Source organism: Achromobacter sp. (genome assembly GCF_050285585.1).
Lineage (GTDB): Bacteria > Pseudomonadota > Gammaproteobacteria > Burkholderiales > Burkholderiaceae_B > Achromobacter.
Genome location: NZ_JBLZXF010000010.1, coordinates 124,869 through 146,185 on the forward strand (window position 1 = coordinate 124,869; position 21,317 = coordinate 146,185).

Below are 21,317 nucleotides of genomic sequence, written 5' to 3' on the forward strand. Positions count from 1 at the left end.
GAGTAGGCCTATTCAGGACGGATGCCGGCGCGGTCGATCAGGTCTTTGTACAACGCCAGGCGCTCGGACATCATGGCGGTGAACTGTTGGGGCGTCTGCTCTTCGGGGGGCAGGGCGCCGGCCTTTTCCAGGGATTGCGCCATGCCGTCCTGCCCGGCGACGGCGCGCACGGCGGCCAGCAGTGTTTCGATGATGTCGGCGGGCGTGCCCGCGGGCGCCGCCAGGCCGATCCATGACATGGAATTGAGTACCGGGTATCCCAGTTCGGCGAAGGTGGGCACGTCGGGCAGGGCCGCGAGCCGCTTGGGCGCCGCCACGGCCAGGGCGCGCATTTTGCCGACCTGGATGTGGGGCAGGAACGGCGCGAGGTTGTCCAGCGCGAATTGGGCCTGATTGGAGAGCAGCGCATTGATGAGGGGGGAGCCGCCGCGGTAGGGCACGTGCACGGCCTGCAGCTGCAAGGTGTTCTTGAACAGTTCGGCGTTGAGCTGGCCCATGCTGCCGATGCCCGCGGTGGCGAAGTGCAGCTCGTCCGGCCGGGCCTTCAGCAGCGCGACGAACGCCGCGAAGGTGGCGGCGGGCACATCGGCATTGGTCACCAGCACATTGGGCGTGCGGGACAACTGCGAGATCGAGGCGAAATCCTTGATCGGGTCGTAACCCAGGTCGTTGCGCATCAGGGGATTGGCGAGATGCGAGCTCTGCGAGGACGCAACCAGGGTATAGCCGTCCGGATTGGCGCGCGCGACGCGCTTGCTTCCGATGGCGCCGCCCGCGCCGTCGCGGTTCTCGATGACGATGGCGGTGCCCAGGGCCTTGCCCAGCGATTCCGCGTAGATGCGGCCGATCAGGTCGACCGAGCCGCCGGCGGGAAAGGGCACGACCAGCGTGATGGGGCGCGACGGATAGGGGGTTGCGCGCGCGGCCAGCGGCAGCAGGGCGGCGCCCAGGCCGGCGGCGATCAGGCTGCGGCGCGTGAGGGACGGCCCCTGGGGGTGATGCTTCATGAACGTCTCTTGTGGTGACTGCGTGTTTGGTCTAATTTGCAACGAAAATTGCAGAACGAAATATAAGATGCAATGCTGTTTGTGAAATTTGGGGTTATTACCTAGGGCCCCAGCCGCTACCGGAAATCCGACTTCCTATGAATCTGAATCAACGCATCGCCGGCTACGGCAGGAAGCTCAGCAAGACCGAACGCCTGCTGGTCGAGGAAATGCAGGCGCGTTACCCGCAAGGCCTGCTGGAGTCGGCGACGGCGCTGGCCCGGAAAGTGGGCACCAGCGCGTCCACCGTGGTGCGCCTGCTGGCCAAGCTGGGCTATGAAAGCTATGCGCAGGCGCAGATGGAGGCGAGGTCGGAAGTGACGGCGCGGCTTGCATCGCCCGGCGAGCGCGCCGATGTCGTCAACGCCGACAGCCCGTCGGCGCGCGCATGCCTGAACAACGCCTTGCTGCATGACCAGCACAACCTGAAGGAAACGTTCGCATCGATCGACGTGACGGCTTTCGAGGCGGCGGTGCGCCTGCTGACGCAGCGCAAGGCGCGCGTGCACGTGCTGGGGCTGCGGCAGGCTGCGCCGCTGGCGAGCCACGTGGCGCTGTACCTGAACATGTGCCTGCCCGCCGTGAAGCCAATGGTGGCCGCCGGCCCGCTGTCGCTCGAAGACCAACTGCTCTGGGTCGACGAGGCCGACGTGCTGCTGGCATTCACGTTCAGGCGCTACTCAGTCGCGGCGGCCGGCGCAGTGCAGTACTTTCGCCAGCGTGGCGGCAAAGTGGTCCTGATCACCGATTCGGCATCCGCGCCGGCCGCCGCTTCCGCGCACCACGTCCTGGTCGCGCGCAGCGCCAGCGCCTCGCCCTTCGATTCCTACACGGCCGCGTTCTCCGTCTGCAATGCGCTGCTCGCGGCGGTTGCGCAGCGCCGCAAACAGGCGCTGGGCGCCGCGCTCGAACGTGGCGAAGCGCTGTGGGACGCGCAATGGATAAGGCCGCCGGGCGCCGCGTAATCGGGCGACAACGCTATCCGGCAGGTTTTGTTGCGTTTGGCACAATCGTGTGCCTTGCGTTAACGGATTTGCCCGGTACATTGGTAGCTGGTGCCATCAACAAGGAGAATTCCATGTTCGATTCTTTTCCTGTCTTGCGTCGCGCCGGCGTGGCCGCCGTGACGATCGGCGCGGCTGGCTTGCTGTTCGCCGGCTGCACCACCACCAGTCCCAAGTCCGCCGCGACGGCGTCCGAGCAACGGCAATCGCTCAGCAGCGCGGCGGATGCCACGCTGGGCAAGCTCTACGAGGCCTCGCCCCAATCCAAGGACCTGGTCGCGCGCGCCAAGGGCGTGCTGATCTTTCCTGACGTGCTGAGCGGCAGCTTCATCGTGGGCGCGGAGCACGGCAAGGGCGTCCTGCGGGTGGGTGGCGCCAACGCCGGCTACTACAGCACGACGGCGGGTTCGATCGGCTTCCAGGCCGGCGCGCAGTCCAAGGCGATGGTGTTGCTGTTCATGACTGACGAGGCGCTTAACAAATTCCGCAACAGCAGCGGCTGGACCGTCGGCGCCGACGCCACGGTCGCGGTCGTCAATATCGGCGCCAACGGCCGCATCGACACCAATACGGCGCAGCAGCCCATCGTGGGGTTCGTGATGAACAACGGCGGCCTGATGGCGGGCGTGTCGCTGGCCGGCACGAAGATCTCCAAGCTGAATCTCTGATCGCGACTATCGGCAAAGCAAAACGCCGCGGAGGGTATCCGCGGCGTTTTGCTTTGCCGGCGCGCCGCCGGCGGCTCAGCCGATCAGCGAATCGCCGCTGCCGCGCACCGCGCTTTCGCGCTGCATCTCGGCTGCTTCTATGTTCGGGTCGAGGCCGCGCCAGCGCTTGATCCGGCCGCGATCCTGCCCGGGTTCCCAGCCCAATAAGCCGTAGCGCGTGATTTCGGTTTCACCCGTATCGAATTCCACTTCGAAGTAGCCCTGACGATCGGGTAGCGTGCCGCCAGGGAACCAGTCGGTTTCAGGCATGGTTTGCTCCTTGCTAGACGATGGGAGGGGACCGGCGGGGCCGGGGCGGCCCGCGCGGCGCTTTCATTGTGGTCTGGGCCGGACGATCCCGCAAGGGCGCGGCGGGCCGGCCGGAGGCCCTCAGGAGAGCGGCACCGCGGTGGTGTAGAGCACCTGCTTCAGCGCGAAGCTGGACCGGATGCTGGCCACCCCCGGTATACGGGTGATGTGTTCGACGATGAGGCGCTCCAGCGCGTCGACGTCGGGCACCAGGGCGCGGATCAGGTAATCGGCGTCGCCCGACATCAGGTAGCACTCCATGATCTCGGGCAGGACGGCGATTTCGCGCTCGAACACGTCCAGGGCGGCCTTGCGCTGCTTGTCCAGGGATATCTGGATGAACACATTGACCTTCAGGCCCAGCTTGCGCGCGTTGAGCAGCGTGACGCGGCGGTCGATCAATCCTTCGGCCTCCAGCCGGCGCACCCGGGCCAGGCAAGGCGAGGCCGACAGGTTCACGCGTGCCGCCAGCTCGACATTGGTCAGGCGGGCATCGCGCTGGAGCTCGTTCAGGATGCGGATGTCAGTGGCGTCGAGGTTGATTTCCGGCATAAGTCACCAAGGTATCGTCAATACGCAGTTCAGATGTGCTGAGTATGCCGGTTATTCCGGCAAATTGAGGTGAAATATGCTGGGGTTTACCCTATAGACTATTCCATCGTTTGGTCAATCGGCCAAAACGCGGAATATTCATGCGGTAAGTTGAGCAGTAATGAGTCAGCAGGGTGCGTGGGGCAGGTTATTGCCGTTGATGGGCGCGGTGGCGATCTGGGGGGGCAATTGGCCCGTCATGAAATTGGGGCTGGCGCACATGAGCCCGCTATGGCTGGCCGCCAGCCGCTTCGGATCCGCCGCCGCGATCAGCGTGCTGGTGCTGGGCTTGCTGGGGCGCCTGCGCCTGCCCACGAGGCAGGAACTGCCGCTGGTGGCGGGCGTGGCGCTGCTGCAGATGGGCGCCTTTACCGCGCTGGCGTTGTGGGCGATGCAATATGTGGCGCCCGGGCGCGCGTCCGTGATCGCGTACGCCACTTCCATCTGGGTGATCCCGCTGTCGTCGCTGGTTCTCAAGGAGCGCCTGTCGATGGGCCAATGGCTCGCGACGGCGCTGAGCTATGCGGGCATCGCCGTGATTGTGGCCCCCGCCTTCAGCCCATGGCAGGCGCACGCCGTGATCGGCCTGGCAATGCTGCTGGGCGCGTCCTTCGCCTGGGCCTGCAACATCATCCAGTTGCGCGGCAACCGGCACGTCCGCCTGGGCGCCGACATGATCCCGTGGCAAACCGCCATCGCGGCGGCGCCGCTTGCGGCGCTTGCGTGGATGCGCGACGGCGCGCCGGCGTTCCTCGCCGCACCGCAAGCCTGGCCCGTGATCCTGTATACGGGGCCGCTGGCCACGGCGCTGACCTTCATCGTGGTGCTGGGCATGACGCAGAAGATGCCGCCGGTGGCGACCTCGATCGCGATGCTCTGCGTGCCGGTGATCGGGCTGCTGGTTTCCTCGCTGGTATTCGCCGAGCGCATTTCGGCCGATCTGGCCCTGGGCCTGGCCTTGATCGGCGCGAGCGTCGCGGCTTCGGCCGCCGCGGCGCGCCATAAGCGCCCGCTCATGCTGCGCCCCTCGTAGAACGCGCCAGGGACCGCGCGCCACGCCAATTGGCGCAAACAGGCCCTAGAATGGCATGCGCCGGGAGGGCCCGGCTTCATGCGGGCGTGCGGCGGAAATGGATTCTCTTTACGTGCTGGTCGTGGCGGGCGCCATGGCCGCGGGTTTCGTGCAAGGCCTTTCGGGCTTTGGCTTCGGCATGGTGGCCATGTCGTTCTGGGCATGGACGGTGGACCCGAAGCTTGCGGCCGCCATGGTGGTGTTCGGCGCCCTGACCGGGCAATTGCTGGCCGCGTTCACCGTGCGCCGCGGGTTTCGCCGTGGGCCACCTGCTGCCCTTCGTCGCGGGCGGGCTGCTCGGCATACCCCTGGGCGTCAAGCTGCTGCCGCACCTGGATCCGTTGGTGTTCAAGACCTTCATCGGCGGGCTGCTGGCCATCTGGTGCCCGATCATGCTGTTCGCGGCCCGGCTGCCGCGTATCGTCGTGGGGGGCAGGCTGGCCGACGGCGTGGTGGGCGCGCCGCCAGGCGATGCCCGCGCGGCGCGCGTGCTATCGTTAATGGGTTCTATAGAGAGTCAAGCATGGCATTGCATCGTTTCCAGAAGGGCGAGTTGGGGCACTGGTTGCGGATCGTCTCCGACAACGGCGAACCGGGCGCCGAGCAGACCGAAGTTCCCGAGCACGTCGCGAAGGCGCTGGAAACCCTGCGTTGCATCGGAGCCGGCGCCGACGGGCGTTGGCTCATCACGGACAAGGGCAGGCTTGCCCTGCGCATGGAAGAGCCGGGCGCCATCCACCTGAGATAGCCCGCGCAACCCCGCGAGTCCGGCAGCCGGCATCCGGCGCACGATCATCCACGCGTATTCCGGCACTCGTGCCGCGTTTTGTTGCGTCTTGACCGTTTGGAAATCCGGATCCTGCAAGATTTGCGAATGTTTTCGCAGTATTTCGCGTATTCGCGACGATTCGCGACAGGCTACGGGAATCTCCTGAGACGGAATGCGCGATTTGGTCGCTTTCTGCATATCGCCGGCGCCGCGCCGCCAGTAAGATGAACTTGCGTGACGTTTGCTGGTCTATTCATTTGCGCGGGAAAGCTGGTCCCGCAACGTCACGCGTGGTTCACGCGTTTAGGTAACCGACTGGGAGGTAGCACATGCAGCATCGTGACCAGGAAGTACTGATCGACGTTTCCACGGCGGCCATGGATACCGGCGGATATGGCGTTTTGCTGACGGTAACGGCCGAGGGCGGCACCGAAGTGGATGCCGCGTTTTCCCACTTGGGCAACTGCGCTTCGCTGGACGAAGCTCGCGACCGCGCGGAAATCTTCGCGCAGAATTGGGTAGAGGAAAATATCTTCCGATAGGGCTTCCTGCCCTCGACGGAGTTGATCAGCAGGGCCGGTCTGTGCGTGCATGATGCTACGGAGAATGCTCAGCGGTTTGCGGCGAAAATTTCGGTTATCGTTGCTGCTCCAAAACCTGGGGTTCCGGCCGGGCATGCGCCGTTCCAAGATGACTGCCGCACAGACCACCACCACTCTCGCGGCGCATATACGCGCATTGCGCGAGCATTTCGATTCCGTCGTCCTGCCCCTATGGCTGGGGCGGGGCTTCAATGCCGCATTGGGTCTTCCTTTCGAATCGCTGGATTCGGCCACCGGGGCGCCGCTGCCGGTGGAGCGCTATCGCGCCATGGCCTGCGCGCGCCAGTTGTACGTTTTTTCCGAGGCGCAGGGCGCCGCGGCAGGCAAGCATGCCGATGTGCTCTTCGAGTCGCTGCGCCGCGTGTTCCGCAATGAAGCGCATGGCGGCTGGCGCTATAGCGTCGACGCCGGGGCGCGCCCGCTCGACGACACGCAGGACCTGTACACCCATGCATTCATCGTGCTGGCTTGCGCGGCCTATTTCCGCCGCAGCCGCAATGCCGACGCGCGCAAGCTCATGCTGGCCACCGCGTCGATCATCGAAGCGCGTTTCAAGACCGCCGACTCCCTGTATCACGCCGCGCTGAGCCCCGACATGAGCCAGGCATTGCGCCCGCCAGCGCAGAATCCCATGATGCACCTCACCGAAGCGTACCTGGCGGCCGCGCAAGTGGCGGAGCCGGCGTTGTTCGCGCAGCATCTGCGCGGCCTGGCGCAAGGCATCAGCCACCGTTTCGTGCATGCGCCCACGCAGTGCATTTCGGAAGAGCGGCAGGGCACTGCCGGCAACAGACTCGAGCCCGGACATCAATTCGAGTGGCTATCGCTGGTGCAGGGGGCGGCCCCCGTGTTCGAAGGCCTGGACCTGGCGGAGTCTCTGCCGCGCGCGGTGCAATGGTCCCGCAGCCGCGGGGTGGACGCCGGCGGCGTGGTGGCGGCCCTGGACGAATCGGGCGCCGTCATTGACGATACGCGCCGGATCTGGGCGCAGACCGAATACCTGCGCGTGCTTGCGGTGCTGGGAGACCTGCCCGCGCTGGAGGAGGGCCTGGCCGTTTTCCGGGACCGCTTCCTGCACCCGGGAGGGTGGCACGAATGTCTGGACGCGGACGGGACCATCGTGCGCGCGGACATGCCTTCCACCTCGCCGTATCACCTCGCTACCTGCATTTCCGCGCTGCCGGCCGTTGTTTAATTGCGGCGTTAACAATTTTTTGTGGCGTTATAGACATAAATTGATAGAAAAGCATTGGTGAAATCCCTTACAATTTAGTAACTATGTTTGTGGGGAAGCATCAATGAGCGTTATGTGCTTGGCTTGCCAACGCATTAACCCGGGACTTGCTGGCGTTGCGCCGCACGCTCAACTCGGACATCAGGGATTCACCAATCCTACGCAGAAAGGGCGGGAAGAAAGCCGCGAAGACCATTTCCGCTGCTTGAATTGCGGCGCCAAGTGGCTGCGTGAGACCGACAAGTGGGGCGTCGACCTGGGATTCAAGCTCGCACCTTGAGCGTTGCGCGGCATCAATGAAAACGGGCTCCGGAAGGAGCCTGTTTTATTTTGACGCATTTTCCCGCATATCGGGAAACAGCGTGTTGCTTCGCGCCGACGCCCGGGTCCGCTCAGGCGGCGGATCCCGCGGCCAGCACGTCGGGGTCCCGGCCGGCGGTTTCCAGGAGCCATTGGCGGAAACAGGCCAGCGCATAGTGGTCGCGGCGCTGGGCCGGGGCGCACAGGTGATAGCCGCGCGCAATGCGTATGGGCAATTCGGGAAAAGGGGCCGCCACCCGTCCGGCAAGCAGGTCGTCGCGCACCAGGCAGCGCTGCAGGACGGCGATGCCCATGTCGGCCATGACGGCGCGCACCAGGATGGATACCTGGTCGAATCCATTGGACAGCTTGACCGAGCCGCGCGGCACGCCGGCGGCGGCGAACCATTGCGCCCAGTTGTCCACGCCGTTCGAGTGATACAGCAGTTCTTCCCCGAGCAGGCCGGCGGGCGTGCTCCAGAGGCCCTGGGCCCGGCGCGCGGCCAGGCGGCCAGGATGGCAGATCACGACCATTTCGCGGCCGATTACATAGTCGGCCTGCCAGCCGGGCCATTGTTCCGGTGTGCCGGACAGGATGCTGGCGTCGGGCGTGGCGCCGGAGAAATCCTCGTTGCGGCGGTAGGCCGCGAAGCCGAGCTGGATATCGGGATGGCGCCGGTGGAAATCCGGCAGGCGCGGCACCAGCCAGGCGCTGGCCAGCGTGGGAACCGTGGAAAGCGTCAGGCGCAGCCGGCGGTCGTCCGCCCGCAATTCGGCGCTGAGCGTTTCGATTGCCTGCAAGGGAGCGAGCGCCCCGTCGTAGAGGCGGCGGCCCGTATCGGTGAGGGTCAGGCCATGGGCGTTCCGGTGCATCAAGGGTTGCCCGAAATGGGCCTCCAGCCTGGAGATGGCCCGGCTGACCGCGCCCTGCGTGACGCACAGGGCTTCCGCGGCCAGCGTGAAGCTGCCCAGACGCGCCGCTGTTACGAAAGCATGCAGTTCGGACATGGATGGCGACTGCAGGCGCATCTCTAGCATGACCTTTGGTAATGAAAGAGTGCAATATAGTCGTTTGAAAGGGGACGGTAAAGTTCGGACACTGGCGGCCTTGTCGATTGACCTTCAACTTTCGGAGCCATCCCCATGTCCCGCCGTCCTTTCGGCCGGTCCGCGCGCTTCGCGCTCGCCGGCCTGTTCGCCACCCTGACTTTCGCCGGCGCCGCCCAGGCCGCCGACTATCCCTCCCGCCCGATCAAGCTGGTGGTGCCGTTCGCGGCCGGCGGATCGACGGATATCGTGGCCCGCCTGGTCGCCGAGTACGCAGGCCGCGACCTGAAGCAGACCATCGTGGTCGAGAACAAGGCTGGCGCGGGCGGCTCCCTGGGCATGGAACAGGTGGCGCGCGCGACGCCCGACGGCTACACGATAGGCATGGCCACGATGAGCACGCACGGCTCGAACCCGGCCGTCTTCCGGAAGATGAACTACGACCCCGTCAAGGACTTCGTGCCGGTGGCCAATGTGGTGGCCGTGCCCAGCATCTTCGCGATCAATCCGCAGGTTCCCGCCAAGAACATGGCGGAATTCGTGGCCCTGGCCAAGGCCGAGCCGGACCGCTACAGCTTCGCCTCGCCCGGCGTGGGTTCGCTGGGCCATGTGAACATCGAGAACTTCATGATGCTGTCGGGCATCAAGCTGCTGCACGTGCCGTACCGCGGCGCGGGGCCGGCCTTGAACGACGTGATGGGCGGGCAGGTGGACGCGATCACCGACAACCTGTCCTCGACCCTGCCGCAAGTGCAGGGCGGAAAGCTGCGGCCGCTGGCCGTGCTGGGCATGGAGCGTTCGCCCCTGCTGCCGGACGTGCCGACCTATATCGAACTGGGCTACCCCGACATGGGCACGGGCGGTTGGTTCGGCCTGGTGGCGCCCGCCGGCACGCCGCAAGCTGTCGTCGATCGCCTGAACCAGGCCGTGCGCGCCGCGCAGCAGGATCCGGAGTTCCGCAAGAAGGCCGAGGACGTGGGTGGTACGCTGATGCCCACCACGCCCCAGGAGTTCCAGGCGCAGATCGAACAGGCCCTGGCCCGCTACGCCAAAGTGGCCAAGACCGCCAACATTCAGGCTGATTGACGATGACACACGCCGACTTCGACGCAGTTTCCGTGCATGAACCAGCAGGCCAGGCAGTGCCGCTGGTCTGTGATTCGCCGCATAGCGGCGAGCGCTATCCCGAGGATTTCGGGGCGGCGGCAACCCTGGCGCAACTGCGCCAGGGCGAGGATACGCACGTGGACGAGTTGTGGTCGGCGGCGCCCGCGCTGGGCGCCACGCTGATCGCCGCGAATTTCCCGCGCGTCTACATCGACCCCAACCGGACCTTGCAGGACCTGGATCCGGAGCTGTTGGCGGAACCTTGGCCGGAAGCGCTGGATCCGGGCGAAAAAACCCGCCTGGGCAAGGGCCTGATCTGGCGCAGGATGGACAAGGCGACGCCGATCTACGACCGCAAGCTGACGCTGGCCGAAGTGCGGCACCGCATCCAGGCGTACTACCAGCCGTACCATGCCGCCCTGTCGGAGGCGATCCAGCGGGTGACCCAACGCTTCGGCGCGGTGTGGCACCTCAACCTGCATTCCATGCCCAACGACGCCTACGAACGGCTGGGCCGCCAAAGCGAGCATCCGCTGGCGGACTTCGTGCTGGGCGACCGCGACGGCACGACGTGCGAGCCGGAGTTCATCGCCCTGATCGAAACCGCGCTGCGCGACAAGGGCTATACGGTAGCGCGCAACGATCCCTACAAGGGCGTGCAACTGATCGCGCAGATCGGCCAGCCAGCATTGAACCGCCATAGCCTGCAGGTCGAGATCCGCCGTCCGCTATACATGGACGAGGCCACGCGGGAGCGCAATTCGGGCTTCGCTTCGCTGAAGGCCGATCTGTCGGATGTGCTTGCGCAAGTGGCGGCATACGTGCGGGCGCGCCAGGCCGCGCAGGCTTAAGTTTCCAGGCGGCGGGCCGTAGTCGGTAACAGACGCCGCGCCGCTTTCGGGAACGGCCAACCGGAGCCGCCATGGCTGAGAAGATCATCAACGGATTCTCGGTGGTCGCGTATGCGACCCAGCCCGAGGGGCGCGTTCCGCCGCGCGCCTTCCTGGAAACGCGAAAGCTGGGCCAACGGGGCGCCGCGCCTGCGGACGATGCCCAGGACGACGAGTCCGCGCCGGACAACCAGGTATTCGAGATCTTCGCGAGCCGCCGTTTTCGCAGCACCGTCGAAGCCATGTCGGCCGCGCGCAATGCGCTGGACCGTGTTGGCGCCGTGGACGCCGACGGCGTGCCAGACCATCTGCCCGCATAGGGCGCTTGCGACCGGCCCGCATCCCGCCGCCCGCGGGACGCGCCGGACTCAGGTCAGCGTGCTGCGCATCAGGATGTCCGTCAGCGCGCGGGTGGGCCGGTTGGGCGCGGGCGCCGAAATAACGATGAATTCCACTTGCGGCAGCACCGGCAGATGCGCGGCGCCCGCGGGCGCGGCCAGCCCCGCGGTGGACAGGTGCGACGGTTGCACGGTGATGCCCAGGCCCGCGCGGGCGGCCGCCTGGCAGCCGGCATAGCTGGTGCTGGTGCATACGATCTGCCAGCTGCGCCCCGCGCGCGCCAGGGCGTCCAGGGCCAGGGTGCGCGTGACGCTGGGCTCGCGCAGCAGGATCAGGGGCAGGGGCACGTCGGGCGCCACGCGCAGCCCTTCCTTTGCCTGCCACAGCAGCGCTTCCTTGTGCAGGGTCTGGCCGCGGCGGTCGCCGCGGCGGCGCTTGCCGATCATGACGTCCAGCCCGTTGTCGTCCAGCAGCTTGTAGAGTTCGCTGGTGACGCCGATGGTCAGGTCCAGCTCGACTTCGGGGTGGGCCAGCCGGAAGGCGGCGAGCACGTCGGGCAGGGGGCCCATCGCCAGGTCGTCCGAGGTGCCCAGGCGCACGCGCCCGCGCAGACGGGGCGCGTCGAACAGGCGTTCGGCGCGTTCGTGGGCGTCCAGGATGATCTCGGCATGCACCCGCAGGCTGCGGCCGTCGCTGGTCAGGGAGAGGGAGTGCGTGTCGCGCAGGAACAGGCGGCGGTTCAGCGCCGATTCCAGTTGGCGTATGTGCTCGCTGACGGTGGGCTGCGTCAGGCCCAGGCGCCGGGCGGCTTCGGTGAAGCTGGGGGCGGCGGCCGCGGCCGCGAAGGTCTTGAGCCACAAGGGATTCAGCATGAGGTTAGCCATAGGATATTCCGATGACAGTTAAAGTAACCAGTGGCCTTCACGATGACAACCCGGGCGCCTATAGTTTTCCGCAAGCTTCTCGGAAATCCCTGCCATGCGCCGCTTTCTGCCCGACCAATTCACGCTCATCCTGATCGCCACCGTGGTGTTCGCCAGTTTTTTCCCGGCCGAGGGAAAGGGGGCGTCGTTCATGATGGTGGCCAGCAACGTGGCGATTTCGTTGCTGTTCTTCCTGCACGGCGCGCGCCTGTCTACGGATGCCATCGTGGCTGGCGTGAAGGACGTGCGCCTGCACGCGCTGATCCTGGCCTGCACCTTCCTGCTGTTCCCCGCGCTGGGGCTGGGCCTGCGGGCGCTGTTCCCGGGCCTGCTGGCGCCGTCGCTATGGCTGGGCGTGCTGTTCGTCTGCACCCTGTCATCGACGGTGCAGTCCTCCATCGCCCTGACTTCCATGGCGCGCGGCAATATCCCGGGCGCGATCTGCGCGGCCACCGCGTCGAATCTGCTGGGCACCGTGCTGACGCCGCTGCTGGTTGCGGTGCTGTTGAACCGCCAGGGCGGGGGCCACGGGCTGGCCGATGCCGGCCGCATTCTGTTGCAGCTGCTGCTGCCGTTCGCGTTGGGCAGCCTGTTGCGGCCATGGATCGGCGCCTGGGCTCAGCGCAATAGCCGCGCGCTGGCGAAGGTCGACCGCAGTTCCATCCTGCTGGCGGTCTATACCGCGTTCAGCGAGGCCGTGACGCAAGGAATCTGGCGCGCTTTCCCGGCGATCGACATGGCTTGCATGGTGCTGGTGAACGCATTGCTGCTGGGTTCGGTCCTGCTGATCACGACGTGGGGCGCGCGCAAGCTCGGCTTGTCCAAGGAAAACGAGATCACCCTCGTCTTCTGCGGATCCAAGAAGTCGCTGGCATCGGGCATTCCGCTGGCCACCGTCCTGTTCGGCACGTCGCAGATGGGCGTGGTGGTGCTGCCCCTGATGATCTTCCACCAGATGCAGCTGATGGTGTGCGCGGTGCTGGCGCGCCGCTATGCGGAGCGCCCGGCCGGGGATCAGGCCGCCGCGTCTTCCAGCGGGCGGATCTTGCCGGCGGGCCGCCAGTAGACGGCGCCGTCGCGCTCTTCGACCGACAGCGCGGTCAGGCGGGCGTTCCTGCAGGGGCCGCCCACGCACAGCCCGGTGTCCGGCTCGTAGGTGGCGCCGTGGCGCGCGCACATGATCAGATCGCCGGCCCGGGTGAAGAAGCTGCCTTCCCAGTCCAGTTCCACGCCGACGTGGGCGCAGCGGTTCAGGTATCCATGCACGCGGTCCTGGTAGCGCACGAAGAAGGCGGTGGTGCGCCCCGAGCCGTCGGAGACGGGGACTTTCACGCCCAGGCCGCCATTGACGAGATCGTGGGCGGCGCAGACGCGGACTTCAGGGGTGGGGGCGGAGTCCTGCATGGGAGGCCTGGAAATCAAAGGGTGCGATAGTCGTGCAAGGCGGCGGCCTTGTCAATCCGCCGGCTCGGCCTGGGCGCGTTCCTGCTGGCGGGCCCACATGCCGGCGTAGACGCCGCGCTGCGCGAGCAGCTCGACGTGGCGGCCGCGTTCGATGATGCGGCCTTCCGCCAGCACGATGATCTCGTCGGCGTCGGCCACGGTGGACAGCCGGTGGGCGATGATCAGCGTGCTGCGGCCCTGGCTGACTTCGCGCAGGTTGGCCTGGATCTCGCGTTCCGTATGCGTGTCCAGGGCGCTGGTGGCTTCGTCGAACAGGAAGATGGCGGGGTTCTTGAGCAGCGTGCGCGCGATCGCCACGCGTTGTTTTTCGCCGCCGGACAGCTTCAGGCCGCGTTCGCCCACCATGGTCTGGTAGCCGTCCGGCATGGCCATGATCAGGTCGTGGATGTGCGCCAGGCGGGCGGCCGCCTCGATTTCCGCGTCGCCGGCGTCCGGGCGGCCATAGCCGATGTTGTAGCGGATGGTGTCGTTGAACAGCACCGTGTCCTGCGGCACCACGCCGATCGCCGCGCGCAGGCTGGCCTGGGTGACGTCGCGCACGTCCTGCCCGTCGACGAGTATGGCGCCGCCGTCGGCATCGTAGAAGCGGAACAGCAGGCGCGCGATGGTGGATTTGCCGGCGCCCGAGGTGCCCACCACGGCCACTGTCTTGCCGGCGGGGATGGTGAAGCTCACCCCCTTGAGGATAGGCCGGCGGGCGTCATAGCCGAAACGCACGTCGCGGAACTCCACCTGGCCGCCCGTCACGCGCAGGGGGCGGGCATCCGCCCGGTCGGCGACTTCGCGGTCCTGGCCCAGCAGCTCGAACATGCGCTCCATGTCGACCATGGCCTGCTTGATCTCGCGGTAGATGAAGCCGAAGAAACTCAGCGGGGAATACAGCTGCAGCAGATAGGTGTTGACCAGGACGAAATCGCCCAGCGTGTAGCGGCCCTCGGCGATCCCCGTGGCGGCCATCCACATGACGAGCGTCAGCCCGGCGGAAATGATGGCGGCCTGGCCGATGTTGAGTATCGACAGGCTCACCTGGCTGCGCACCGCCGCGCGCTCGTATCGTGTCAGCGACGCGTCGTAGCGGCGGGCTTCGTGTTCCTCGTTGCCGAAATACTTGACCGTTTCGTAGTTCAGCAGGCTTTCGATGGCCTTGGTGTTGGCCTCCGAATCGGTCTCGTTCATCTGGCGGCGGAACTGGGATCGCCATTCCGTGACGATGAGGGTGTACGCCATGTACAGGATGACGGTCGTGCCGGTGGCCAGCGCCAGCCAGGCGTCGAACATCTTCCACAGCACGATGCAGACCAGCCCGATTTCGAAGAAGGTGGGCAGGATGTTGAAGAGCAGGAACGACAGCAGTGTCTGGATGCCTTTGGTGCCGCGTTCGATGGCGCGGTTCAGGCCGCCGGTCTGGCGCGCCAGGTGGAAGCGCAGCGCCAGGGCGTGCAGGTGGCGGAATATCTGCAGGCCCACCGCGCGAATGGCGTGCTGGCCGACACGGGCGAATATGGCGTCGCGCAGTTCGGAAAACAGCAGGGAGAACACCCGCGCGGTGCCGTAGGCGAGGATCAGCCCCAGCGGCACCGTGACGGTGCCGGGCGCGCCCTTGCCCAGTTCGTCCACGGCCTGCTTGTACAGCAGGGGAACGTAGACGGTGGCCGCCTTGGCCGCGAACAGGCACAGCAGCGCGGCGACCACCCGGGCCTTCAGGCCGGTCTTGCCGGGCGGCCACAGATAGGGGAAGAGCGTGCGCAGCGTGTGGAGATTGCCGCGGTTCTTGGGCCGCGTTTCTGCAGGATTCATGGGGCGGACGGAATAGGTTGCGCTTGGCCCGCCGCAGGCGCGGCGGGCCGGGTGAACCGCATTATCGGGCACTGGCCGCAATCCTGCCCGGCGGCGGGCTGGCGGGGCGGAGGCGGGCATGGGGGTATCATCGGGATCATGGCCCCGGGCATGGCAAGGCCCTTCCGGCGGCCTTCAATCCGGTATCGCGACACGGGCGCAGCCTGACGGGCCCGCTTTTTTACTGTTCCAACCAAGGATTGAGCCTGGCTGCCCCTTGGTTGCGCGATCTGGCGCGTATTCGCCGCGCTTGCGTCGCGTTGCAAGCTACGGAGGGTCTTATGGCGAAGGTACCCGCAGTGAAATTGAACGACGGCGGCAAGATTCCTCAGCTGGGCCTGGGCGTCTGGCAGGTGCCCGACGATCAGGCGGCCGCCAGCGTGAAAGAGGCGCTGGCGGCAGGCTACCGCTCGGTGGACACGGCGGCCATCTACGGGAACGAGGCCGGGGTAGGCGCGGGCTTGCGCGCATCCGGCGTGGCGCGCAAGGATCTGTTCATCACGACCAAGCTCTGGAACGACAGGCACGGCTACGACGACGCCCACAAGGCCATGGACGAGAGCCTCGGGAAGCTGGGCCTGGCGTACGTGGACCTGTACCTGATCCACTGGCCGGTGGCTGGCAGCGACAAGTTCCTGGACGCCTGGCGGGCCATGATCGAGATGAAGGAAGATGGGCGGGCGCGCTCGATCGGCGTGTCCAATTTCACGCAGGCCAACCTGGAGCGGCTGATCGAGGCTTCCGGCGTCGTCCCGGCGGTGAACCAGATCGAATTGCACCCGGGCTTCGCGCAGCGGGACCTGCGTGCCTTTCACGCCAGGCACGGCATCGCGACGGAATCCTGGAGCCCCCTGGCCCAAGGCGGGGTCGCCAAGGAACAAACCCTCCTGGAGCTGGCGAAGAAGTATGGCAAGTCGCCAGCCCAGGTGACGCTGCGCTGGCACTTGCAGAGCGATCTGATCGTGATTCCGAAGTCGGTCACCCCGGCCCGCATCCGCGAGAACATCGATGTTTTCGACTTCGAGCTGTCGGCGGCGGACATGGCCGCCATCGACGGCATCCCGGACGGCAAGCGCCTGGGGCCCGATCCGGAAACGTTCTCGTAGGAGGGGCGAGGCGCGAGGCTTCTTGGGCTAGGGCGCCGGCCCGCGGCGCGCGCGTCGAGCAATCGCGTTGTGGCGCTTGAACGCTCGCGCTGCGCCCATCCTATTTCAGGGGGCAGGCCCAGTAGCGGACGATCACCGCGAGCAGGATGGCCAGGGCGACCCAGGAGGCCCAGTGCCAGGCGCCCGTGCCGAGCAGGGCGGCCATCAGGCCGAACACGCTGAGCACGCCCAGCGCGATCGGCGCGCCCCATACAAACATGAAACCACGGGTTGCTTTCGTCATGCGGGAGTCCTGTCGGGGATGGCGGCGGCCTGGTGCTTGCGCACGAGTTCGGCGATGCGCGCTTCGGTGGCGCGGCGGCGCGCCAGCCAGAGGTATAGCCCGCTGACCAGGACGATGATGGTGACGATGTCCAGCAGCGCCCAGATGATCTTCAGGGGCATGCCGGCGTAGTCGCCGAAGTGCAGGGGACGGGAGAGCTCGAGCGCGGTCAGGTACCAGGGCATGCGGGCCACGGTCGTCAGGTCGCCCGTCCTGCCGTCGACCAGGACGGGCGTGTTCAGGCGCGAGGTCAGCGGCGAATCGCCGCGCATCCATGCGATGTAGTGGTGGGGGCTGCCGAAGGCGTTGCCGGGGAAGGCGATGAACGACACTTCGTTGCCCGGCATGGCCTTCCGGGCCGTGTCGGCGGCGACCTGCGCCGAGGCCAGTTCGGTGGGCACGCTTTCGCCCTTGTAGGGCTCCAGGATGCGCACCAGCTCGGTGCCCTGCCACAGGCGGAACAGCGGCGTCGAGAGTTCGTTGATGACGCCCGTGACGCCAACCACGAAGGCCCAGACCAGCGTCACGATGCCCAGCAGGTTGTGCAGGTCCAGCCACTTCAGGCGCGTGGAGCGGGTGGCGCGCACCGTGCCGAATTCCAGTTTTTTCATGAAGGGGCCGTAGAGCACGACGCCCGAGACGATGGCCACGCAGAACAGCAGGCCCATGAAACCCAGGAACAGCTCGCCCGGCAGGCCGGCGAACAGGTCCACGTGCAGGGCCAGCATGATGCCCATGAACGAAAAGCGGTCCTGGGCATAGGGCGGCCCGTCCAGCAGCACGTCGCCCGTGCGGCCGTCCATGCGCACCGCGTGGCCGGACACCTGGCCGTCGCCGGGCTTTTTCGCCATGCCGACGTAGACCTGCGGCTCGTCGGGGTCGAAGAACAGGTAATCGACGACTTCGCCCGGATACATGGAGAGGGCGGTGCCGACCAGCTTGTCCAGGTTGGCGGGCGGGGTCGAGGCGGGCACGTCCGAAAGCGGCTTGGCGTCGTCCAGCCAGTGTTCGATCTCGTGATGGAACACCAGCGGCAGGCCCGTCAGACAGATGATGAGGAGGAAGATCGTGCAGACCAGGCTGGTCCATTTATGGACCAGATACCAGGTTTTGATGGTGGACGCGGCTGTCATGGGCAGGGCTGGGGCAGCGGGTTGCGCAGCCTCTTTAAGGCGCGAGTAGGGAAAGTCGGAACATTATCACGAATAATATCGATTCTCGTCACGGAATTTTTCCGGGACGGGACGCGGGCGTTTGCGGGGACGGGTCGAAAGCGGGTTAAAAAGAAGGGTCAAGTATCGACACGGTGGTAGTTCCGCATCATGGAGCAGCGCTTTCTCAAAGTCCCGCGCAACGAGCACGGGCGCGATTTCGCGGTGGGCGACCTGCACGGGCATTTTTCCCGTCTGGAGGACGGCCTGGACCGGCTGGGTTTCGATCCGTCCCGGGACCGCCTCTTTTCCGTGGGCGACCTGGTCGACCGCGGCCCCGAAAACGAGGCCGTGCTGGATTGGCTGGCCCGTCCCTGGTTTTACGCCGTGCAGGGCAACCACGAGGACTACGCCATCCGCCACGTGCGCACGGGGCAGGTGGACGTGGCGAACTGGCGCGACTACGGCGGCGGCTGGTTTCTGGATCTACCCGAGGAGCGGCAGGCAGTCTTTGCCGAGGCTTTTGCGCAACTGCCCATCGCCATCGAGGTCGAGACCTCCGCCGGGGCGGTGGGCCTGTTGCACGCCGACTGCCCGGTGCTGTTCTGGCCGCGCCTGGAATCCGCGCTGCAGGACCGCTACCGGCGCACCAGCGCAGCCTGCCAGTGGTCGCGCGAACGCCTCCAGCAGATGAACCGGACCGGCATCCAGGGCGTGCGGGCGGTGGTGGCAGGGCACACGCCGGTTGCGGCGCCGCTGGCGCTGGGCAACGTCTATCACATCGATACCGAGGGGTGGAAGTCGGGTTACTTCACATTCCTGGAACTGGAATCGCTGCGGGCCTGGCCCAGGGAAGTCGTGACGGAGGTCTGATTTCCGGTGCGCCAGGCGCCGGCGGCTCGCGCTAGAGCGGCCGCGCGGTGACGACGCCGGGGCTGTTGACGGTGCCGGCCTGGGCCGGGGTGTTGGCGTCGACGCTCGGCACCGGGATGGGCGGGAAGGCCGGCGCGCTGCCTGCCGGCGCGCCGTCGGCGCGGGGCACCGGGATCGGCAGCGCCTGCGGCGTCTGGACGGGAGGGGCGAGCGGCGCCGCTCCGCCGTTGGGAGGCAGGGGCTTGACCGAGGTGTCGACGCCGTCCGTCGACCGGTTGTTGTTGAGGAAATCCGTCAATTCGTCGCCGGACGACAGGTCCAGCGAGGCGACGGCCTGGCCCGGCGGGAATTCGGAGAAATAGTATTCGCCGTTGTCCACCAGCAGCCCGTCGGGACGCGGCGCGGGCTTGCTTTCCGGAACGCCCTTGAGCACGGGCTGCATGTAGTCCAGCCAGGTGGTCAGCGCCAGGCCGCTGCCGAACTCGTTGGTGCCCAGCGAGCGCGGCTGGTCGAAACCCATCCAGACGGTGGTGGCCAGCTTGGGCGTGAAGCCGGAGAACCAGACGTCCACGGCTTCGTTCGTGGTGCCGGTCTTGCCGCCCACGTCGTTGCGCTTGAGCACCTGGTGCGCCCGGGCGGCCGTGCCGTTGACCGTGACGCCGCGCAGGATGTCGTCCATGACCCAGGCGGTGCGCGGGTCGATGGCGCGCGCCTGCTCGTCGCCGGCGACGACCGGCTGCGCCTGCATCAGCACATTGCCGGAGCGGTCGGTGACGCGGTCCACCAGATAGGGGGTGACGCGGTATCCGCCGTTGGCGAACACGCTGTAGGCATTGACGACCTGCAGGGGCGTGGCGCCGCCCGCGCCCAGCGCCAGCGGCAGCACGGCGGGCCAGCGCGATTTCTCGAAGCCGAAGCGGGTGAGGTAGTCCTGCGCATACTGCGGCGTGATGGCCTGCAGGATGCGGATCGACACCATGTTCTTGGAGCGCACCAGGCCCTGGCGCAGCGTCAGCATGGGTTCGTATTTGTTGCCGTCGTTCTTGGGCTGCCAGGCCTTGGACCCGGTCTGCTCGGCGGTGAGCATGAAAGGCTGGTCCGAGATCTGGGTGGCCGGCGTCAGGCCGCGTTCCAGGGCCGCCGCGTAGACGAAGGGCTTGATGTTGGAGCCGGGTTGGCGCCAGGCCTGGGTGACACGGTTGAAGCCGCCGCGGTTGTAGTCGAAGCCGCCGATCATGGCTCGGATGGCCCCGTCCTGGGGCACCACGGACACCAGCGCGGCCTGCAGCGCCGGCATATTGATGATTTCCCAGTTGTCGCCGTTCTTGTGGAGGTACACCACCGAGCCGCGGCGCAGGCGCAGGCTGTCGTTGGCCTTGGGATTGAGCGCGCGGGCGACCACGGCCAGGGCCTTTTTGTCGGAGATGGTGATGATCTCGCGGGCGCTGCGGGCCAGCGTCACCTCCGTGGGGCTGGCGGACAGCACCACGGCCGTGAGCATGTCTTCGCTGTCGGGGGTCTTTTCCTGCACGCCGTCCAGGATCTCGTCCAGCGCGACCGAGTCCTTCTCCACGTCGGCCGGAAGGTCGATCTGGTCTTCCGGGCCGGGATAGGCCGCGCGGCGCGTGTAGTCCAGCACGCCGTCGCGCACGGCGCGGTAGGCGGCTTCCTGATCCTTGGAGTCGATGGTGGTGTAGACGTCGATGCCCTTGGAATAGGTGTCTTCCTGGAACACGCCGTACATCAGCTGGCGGGCCAGTTCGGCGGGATACTCGCCATGTATGGCAAAGCCGCGAGCGCTCGTGCCGTCAGCGCCGCGGATGGTCAGGTGCTGCTTCAGGGCTTCGTCCGTTTGTTCGGGCGTCAGGTAGCCGAGCGTCTTCATGCGGCCCAGCACATAGTGCTGGCGGATCTCGGCGCGCGGGAAGTTGGTGATGGGGTTGAAGCGCGAGGGGGCCTTGGGGATGCCGGCCAGCATGGCGGCTTCCGCGGGGGTGACCTCGGACAGGGGCTTGCCGAAATAGGTGCGCGACGCAGCGGCGAAGCCATAGGCGCGATGGCCCAGGTAGATCTGGTTCATGTAGAGCTCGAGGATCTGGTCCTTGGTGAGCTCCGATTCGATCTTGAAGGTCAGCAGCAGTTCGTAGAACTTGCGCGAATAGGTCTTTTCCGACGACAGGTAGAAGTTGCGCGCCACCTGCATCGTGATGGTGCTGCCGCCCTGCGTCTTGGATTGCTTGATGATGTTGGTCAGCACCGCGCGGGCCACGCCCATCCAGTCCACGCCGCCGTGGCTGTAGAAACGGTCGTCCTCGGCGGCCAGCACCGCCTGGCGCATCACGGGCGGGATTTCGTCGAAGCGCAGCACGTTGCGGTGCTCTTCGCCGTATTCGCCGATCAGCACCTTGTCCGCGGTATAGATGCGCAGCGGCACCCGGGGGCGGTAGTCCGTCATGGCGTGCAGGTCGGGCAGGCTGGGCCAGGCGAGGGCCAGCGCCAGCCCGAGCAGCACGGCGCCGCACACGCCGACGCCGGCGGCGGCGATGCCCGCTCTGACGAGAAGTCGTTTCCAGGGGAAACCCGATTTGCCGCCCGGGGTGGCGGGAGATTGCTGGGGGGTGCTCAT

The 21,317-nt window shown here is 66.7% G+C and carries 23 protein-coding genes and 1 pseudogene; 14 read left to right on the forward strand and 10 right to left on the reverse strand.

Annotated elements, in window-relative coordinates:
- Window positions 1-8: 8 nt before the first annotated feature.
- Complete coding sequence (locus ACN6PJ_RS16080) at window positions 9-1,007, reverse strand: Bug family tripartite tricarboxylate transporter substrate binding protein (RefSeq protein WP_427996847.1); 999 nt, start codon at window positions 1,005-1,007, stop codon at window positions 9-11.
- Window positions 1,008-1,144: 137 nt separating this feature from the next.
- On the opposite strand from ACN6PJ_RS16080, the gene ACN6PJ_RS16085 reads away from it, so the two are divergent.
- Both ACN6PJ_RS16085 and ACN6PJ_RS16090 read left to right on the forward strand, forming a co-directional pair.
- Window positions 1,145-2,011 carry a MurR/RpiR family transcriptional regulator gene (locus tag ACN6PJ_RS16085; protein WP_427996848.1) on the forward strand — a complete coding sequence of 289 codons (867 nt, stop codon included), beginning with the start codon at window positions 1,145-1,147 and terminating at the stop codon, window positions 2,009-2,011.
- 113 nt (window positions 2,012-2,124) lie between these two features.
- The gene (locus tag ACN6PJ_RS16090) at window positions 2,125-2,718 is read left to right on the forward strand and encodes a BPSL1445 family SYLF domain-containing lipoprotein (protein WP_427996849.1); all 594 of its coding nucleotides are present in this window, start codon (window positions 2,125-2,127) and stop codon (window positions 2,716-2,718) included.
- 75 nt (window positions 2,719-2,793) lie between these two features.
- Here the strand turns inward: ACN6PJ_RS16090 and ACN6PJ_RS16095 are convergent, their stop codons facing one another.
- Window positions 2,794-3,027 carry a hypothetical protein gene (locus ACN6PJ_RS16095; protein WP_427996850.1) on the reverse strand — a complete coding sequence of 78 codons (234 nt, stop codon included), beginning with the start codon at window positions 3,025-3,027 and terminating at the stop codon, window positions 2,794-2,796.
- 120 nt (window positions 3,028-3,147) lie between these two features.
- Complete coding sequence (locus ACN6PJ_RS16100; RefSeq protein WP_043545250.1) at window positions 3,148-3,618, reverse strand: Lrp/AsnC family transcriptional regulator; 471 nt, start codon at window positions 3,616-3,618, stop codon at window positions 3,148-3,150.
- A 160-nt stretch (window positions 3,619-3,778) separates the two neighbouring features.
- Between ACN6PJ_RS16100 and ACN6PJ_RS16105 the strand changes: the two genes are divergently transcribed.
- From ACN6PJ_RS16105 to ACN6PJ_RS16130, 6 genes and pseudogenes are all read left to right on the forward strand, one after another.
- Entirely contained in the window at window positions 3,779-4,690 is a 912-nt protein-coding gene (locus ACN6PJ_RS16105) for a DMT family transporter (protein ID WP_427996851.1), read from the forward strand.
- A 97-nt stretch (window positions 4,691-4,787) separates the two neighbouring features.
- A pseudogene (locus tag ACN6PJ_RS16110) lies at window positions 4,788-5,199 on the forward strand (sulfite exporter TauE/SafE family protein); the annotation flags it as partial.
- Window positions 5,200-5,252: 53 nt separating this feature from the next.
- A complete protein-coding gene (locus ACN6PJ_RS16115) occupies window positions 5,253-5,477 on the forward strand; it encodes a hypothetical protein (protein ID WP_427996852.1) in 225 nt (74 codons plus the stop codon).
- A 350-nt stretch (window positions 5,478-5,827) separates the two neighbouring features.
- A complete protein-coding gene (locus tag ACN6PJ_RS16120; RefSeq protein WP_006218759.1) occupies window positions 5,828-6,040 on the forward strand; it encodes a hypothetical protein in 213 nt (70 codons plus the stop codon).
- A 148-nt stretch (window positions 6,041-6,188) separates the two neighbouring features.
- On the forward strand, window positions 6,189-7,295 hold the full coding sequence (locus ACN6PJ_RS16125; RefSeq protein ID WP_427996853.1) for an AGE family epimerase/isomerase: 1,107 nt from the start codon (window positions 6,189-6,191) through the stop codon (window positions 7,293-7,295).
- A 103-nt stretch (window positions 7,296-7,398) separates the two neighbouring features.
- Window positions 7,399-7,614, forward strand: coding sequence for a hypothetical protein (locus ACN6PJ_RS16130; protein ID WP_102771612.1), 216 nt, complete (start codon window positions 7,399-7,401; stop codon window positions 7,612-7,614).
- Between the two features lie 112 nt (window positions 7,615-7,726).
- On the opposite strand, the gene ACN6PJ_RS16135 is transcribed toward ACN6PJ_RS16130, so the two are convergent.
- Entirely contained in the window at window positions 7,727-8,662 is a 936-nt protein-coding gene (locus tag ACN6PJ_RS16135; protein WP_427996938.1) for a LysR substrate-binding domain-containing protein, read from the reverse strand.
- Between the two features lie 114 nt (window positions 8,663-8,776).
- On the opposite strand from ACN6PJ_RS16135, the gene ACN6PJ_RS16140 reads away from it, so the two are divergent.
- From ACN6PJ_RS16140 to ACN6PJ_RS16150, 3 genes are all read left to right on the forward strand, one after another.
- The gene (locus ACN6PJ_RS16140; RefSeq protein ID WP_427996854.1) at window positions 8,777-9,766 is read left to right on the forward strand and encodes a Bug family tripartite tricarboxylate transporter substrate binding protein; all 990 of its coding nucleotides are present in this window, start codon (window positions 8,777-8,779) and stop codon (window positions 9,764-9,766) included.
- Between the two features lie 2 nt (window positions 9,767-9,768).
- Window positions 9,769-10,638, forward strand: a complete 870-nt coding sequence (locus ACN6PJ_RS16145; RefSeq protein ID WP_427996855.1) for an N-formylglutamate amidohydrolase — start codon at window positions 9,769-9,771, stop codon at window positions 10,636-10,638.
- A 71-nt stretch (window positions 10,639-10,709) separates the two neighbouring features.
- Entirely contained in the window at window positions 10,710-10,997 is a 288-nt protein-coding gene (locus ACN6PJ_RS16150) for a hypothetical protein (RefSeq protein ID WP_427996856.1), read from the forward strand.
- Window positions 10,998-11,045: 48 nt separating this feature from the next.
- Here ACN6PJ_RS16150 and ACN6PJ_RS16155 read toward each other — a convergent pair whose 3' ends face one another.
- Window positions 11,046-11,888, reverse strand: a complete 843-nt coding sequence (locus ACN6PJ_RS16155) for a LysR family transcriptional regulator (RefSeq protein ID WP_427996939.1) — start codon at window positions 11,886-11,888, stop codon at window positions 11,046-11,048.
- Between the two features lie 106 nt (window positions 11,889-11,994).
- On the opposite strand from ACN6PJ_RS16155, the gene ACN6PJ_RS16160 reads away from it, so the two are divergent.
- On the forward strand, window positions 11,995-13,005 hold the full coding sequence (locus ACN6PJ_RS16160) for a bile acid:sodium symporter family protein (protein WP_427996857.1): 1,011 nt from the start codon (window positions 11,995-11,997) through the stop codon (window positions 13,003-13,005).
- Here the strand turns inward: ACN6PJ_RS16160 and ACN6PJ_RS16165 are convergent.
- Together ACN6PJ_RS16165 and ACN6PJ_RS16170 are read right to left on the reverse strand one after the other, a co-directional pair.
- Window positions 12,954-13,343 (reverse strand): Rieske (2Fe-2S) protein, encoded by a 390-nt coding sequence (locus tag ACN6PJ_RS16165; RefSeq protein ID WP_427996858.1) that lies wholly within the window; start codon window positions 13,341-13,343, stop codon window positions 12,954-12,956. The genes ACN6PJ_RS16160 and ACN6PJ_RS16165 overlap by 52 nt on opposite strands.
- Window positions 13,344-13,394: 51 nt before the next feature.
- Entirely contained in the window at window positions 13,395-15,200 is a 1,806-nt protein-coding gene (locus ACN6PJ_RS16170) for an ABCB family ABC transporter ATP-binding protein/permease (RefSeq protein ID WP_427996859.1), read from the reverse strand.
- 320 nt (window positions 15,201-15,520) lie between these two features.
- On the opposite strand from ACN6PJ_RS16170, the gene ACN6PJ_RS16175 reads away from it, so the two are divergent.
- Entirely contained in the window at window positions 15,521-16,345 is an 825-nt protein-coding gene (locus tag ACN6PJ_RS16175) for an aldo/keto reductase (RefSeq protein WP_427996860.1), read from the forward strand.
- A 100-nt stretch (window positions 16,346-16,445) separates the two neighbouring features.
- Here the strand turns inward: ACN6PJ_RS16175 and ACN6PJ_RS16180 are convergent, their stop codons facing one another.
- Window positions 16,446-16,628: a hypothetical protein gene (locus ACN6PJ_RS16180; RefSeq protein ID WP_427996861.1), complete on the reverse strand. Its 183-nt coding sequence runs from the start codon at window positions 16,626-16,628 to the stop codon at window positions 16,446-16,448.
- Window positions 16,625-17,800, reverse strand: a complete 1,176-nt coding sequence (locus ACN6PJ_RS16185; RefSeq protein WP_427996862.1) for a PepSY-associated TM helix domain-containing protein — start codon at window positions 17,798-17,800, stop codon at window positions 16,625-16,627. The genes ACN6PJ_RS16180 and ACN6PJ_RS16185 overlap by 4 nt, the downstream gene beginning before the upstream one ends.
- Window positions 17,801-17,989: 189 nt before the next feature.
- Here ACN6PJ_RS16185 and ACN6PJ_RS16190 point away from each other — a divergent pair, with 189 nt between their 5' ends.
- Window positions 17,990-18,691, forward strand: a complete 702-nt coding sequence (locus ACN6PJ_RS16190; protein ID WP_427996863.1) for a metallophosphoesterase — start codon at window positions 17,990-17,992, stop codon at window positions 18,689-18,691.
- Between the two features lie 31 nt (window positions 18,692-18,722).
- Here the strand turns inward: ACN6PJ_RS16190 and ACN6PJ_RS16195 are convergent, their stop codons facing one another.
- Complete coding sequence (locus tag ACN6PJ_RS16195; RefSeq protein ID WP_427996864.1) at window positions 18,723-21,317, reverse strand: PBP1A family penicillin-binding protein; 2,595 nt, start codon at window positions 21,315-21,317, stop codon at window positions 18,723-18,725.

Bases quoted from the DNA above. Each gene is read 5' to 3' on its own strand.
- ACN6PJ_RS16180 (WP_427996861.1), bottom strand. From the start codon at position 16,628: ATGACGAAAGCAACCCGTGGTTTCATGTTTGTATGGGGCGCGCCGATC.
- ACN6PJ_RS16195 (WP_427996864.1), bottom strand. From the start codon at position 21,317: ATGAGCACCCCCCAGCAATCTCCCGCCACCCCGGGCGGCAAATCGGGT.
- ACN6PJ_RS16135 (WP_427996938.1), bottom strand. From the start codon at position 8,662: ATGCGCCTGCAGTCGCCATCCATGTCCGAACTGCATGCTTTCGTAACA.
- ACN6PJ_RS16155 (WP_427996939.1), bottom strand. From the start codon at position 11,888: ATGCTGAATCCCTTGTGGCTCAAGACCTTCGCGGCCGCGGCCGCCGCC.
- ACN6PJ_RS16105 (WP_427996851.1), top strand. From the start codon at position 3,779: ATGAGTCAGCAGGGTGCGTGGGGCAGGTTATTGCCGTTGATGGGCGCG.
- ACN6PJ_RS16150 (WP_427996856.1), top strand. From the start codon at position 10,710: ATGGCTGAGAAGATCATCAACGGATTCTCGGTGGTCGCGTATGCGACC.
- ACN6PJ_RS16160 (WP_427996857.1), top strand. From the start codon at position 11,995: ATGCGCCGCTTTCTGCCCGACCAATTCACGCTCATCCTGATCGCCACC.
- ACN6PJ_RS16095 (WP_427996850.1), bottom strand. From the start codon at position 3,027: ATGCCTGAAACCGACTGGTTCCCTGGCGGCACGCTACCCGATCGTCAG.
- ACN6PJ_RS16090 (WP_427996849.1), top strand. From the start codon at position 2,125: ATGTTCGATTCTTTTCCTGTCTTGCGTCGCGCCGGCGTGGCCGCCGTG.
- ACN6PJ_RS16175 (WP_427996860.1), top strand. From the start codon at position 15,521: ATGGCGAAGGTACCCGCAGTGAAATTGAACGACGGCGGCAAGATTCCT.
- ACN6PJ_RS16125 (WP_427996853.1), top strand. From the start codon at position 6,189: ATGACTGCCGCACAGACCACCACCACTCTCGCGGCGCATATACGCGCA.
- ACN6PJ_RS16115 (WP_427996852.1), top strand. From the start codon at position 5,253: ATGGCATTGCATCGTTTCCAGAAGGGCGAGTTGGGGCACTGGTTGCGG.
- ACN6PJ_RS16190 (WP_427996863.1), top strand. From the start codon at position 17,990: ATGGAGCAGCGCTTTCTCAAAGTCCCGCGCAACGAGCACGGGCGCGAT.
- ACN6PJ_RS16085 (WP_427996848.1), top strand. From the start codon at position 1,145: ATGAATCTGAATCAACGCATCGCCGGCTACGGCAGGAAGCTCAGCAAG.
- ACN6PJ_RS16145 (WP_427996855.1), top strand. From the start codon at position 9,769: ATGACACACGCCGACTTCGACGCAGTTTCCGTGCATGAACCAGCAGGC.
- ACN6PJ_RS16140 (WP_427996854.1), top strand. From the start codon at position 8,777: ATGTCCCGCCGTCCTTTCGGCCGGTCCGCGCGCTTCGCGCTCGCCGGC.
- ACN6PJ_RS16080 (WP_427996847.1), bottom strand. From the start codon at position 1,007: ATGAAGCATCACCCCCAGGGGCCGTCCCTCACGCGCCGCAGCCTGATC.
- ACN6PJ_RS16170 (WP_427996859.1), bottom strand. From the start codon at position 15,200: ATGAATCCTGCAGAAACGCGGCCCAAGAACCGCGGCAATCTCCACACG.
- ACN6PJ_RS16130 (WP_102771612.1), top strand. From the start codon at position 7,399: ATGAGCGTTATGTGCTTGGCTTGCCAACGCATTAACCCGGGACTTGCT.
- ACN6PJ_RS16165 (WP_427996858.1), bottom strand. From the start codon at position 13,343: ATGCAGGACTCCGCCCCCACCCCTGAAGTCCGCGTCTGCGCCGCCCAC.
- ACN6PJ_RS16100 (WP_043545250.1), bottom strand. From the start codon at position 3,618: ATGCCGGAAATCAACCTCGACGCCACTGACATCCGCATCCTGAACGAG.
- ACN6PJ_RS16120 (WP_006218759.1), top strand. From the start codon at position 5,828: ATGCAGCATCGTGACCAGGAAGTACTGATCGACGTTTCCACGGCGGCC.
- ACN6PJ_RS16185 (WP_427996862.1), bottom strand. From the start codon at position 17,800: ATGACAGCCGCGTCCACCATCAAAACCTGGTATCTGGTCCATAAATGG.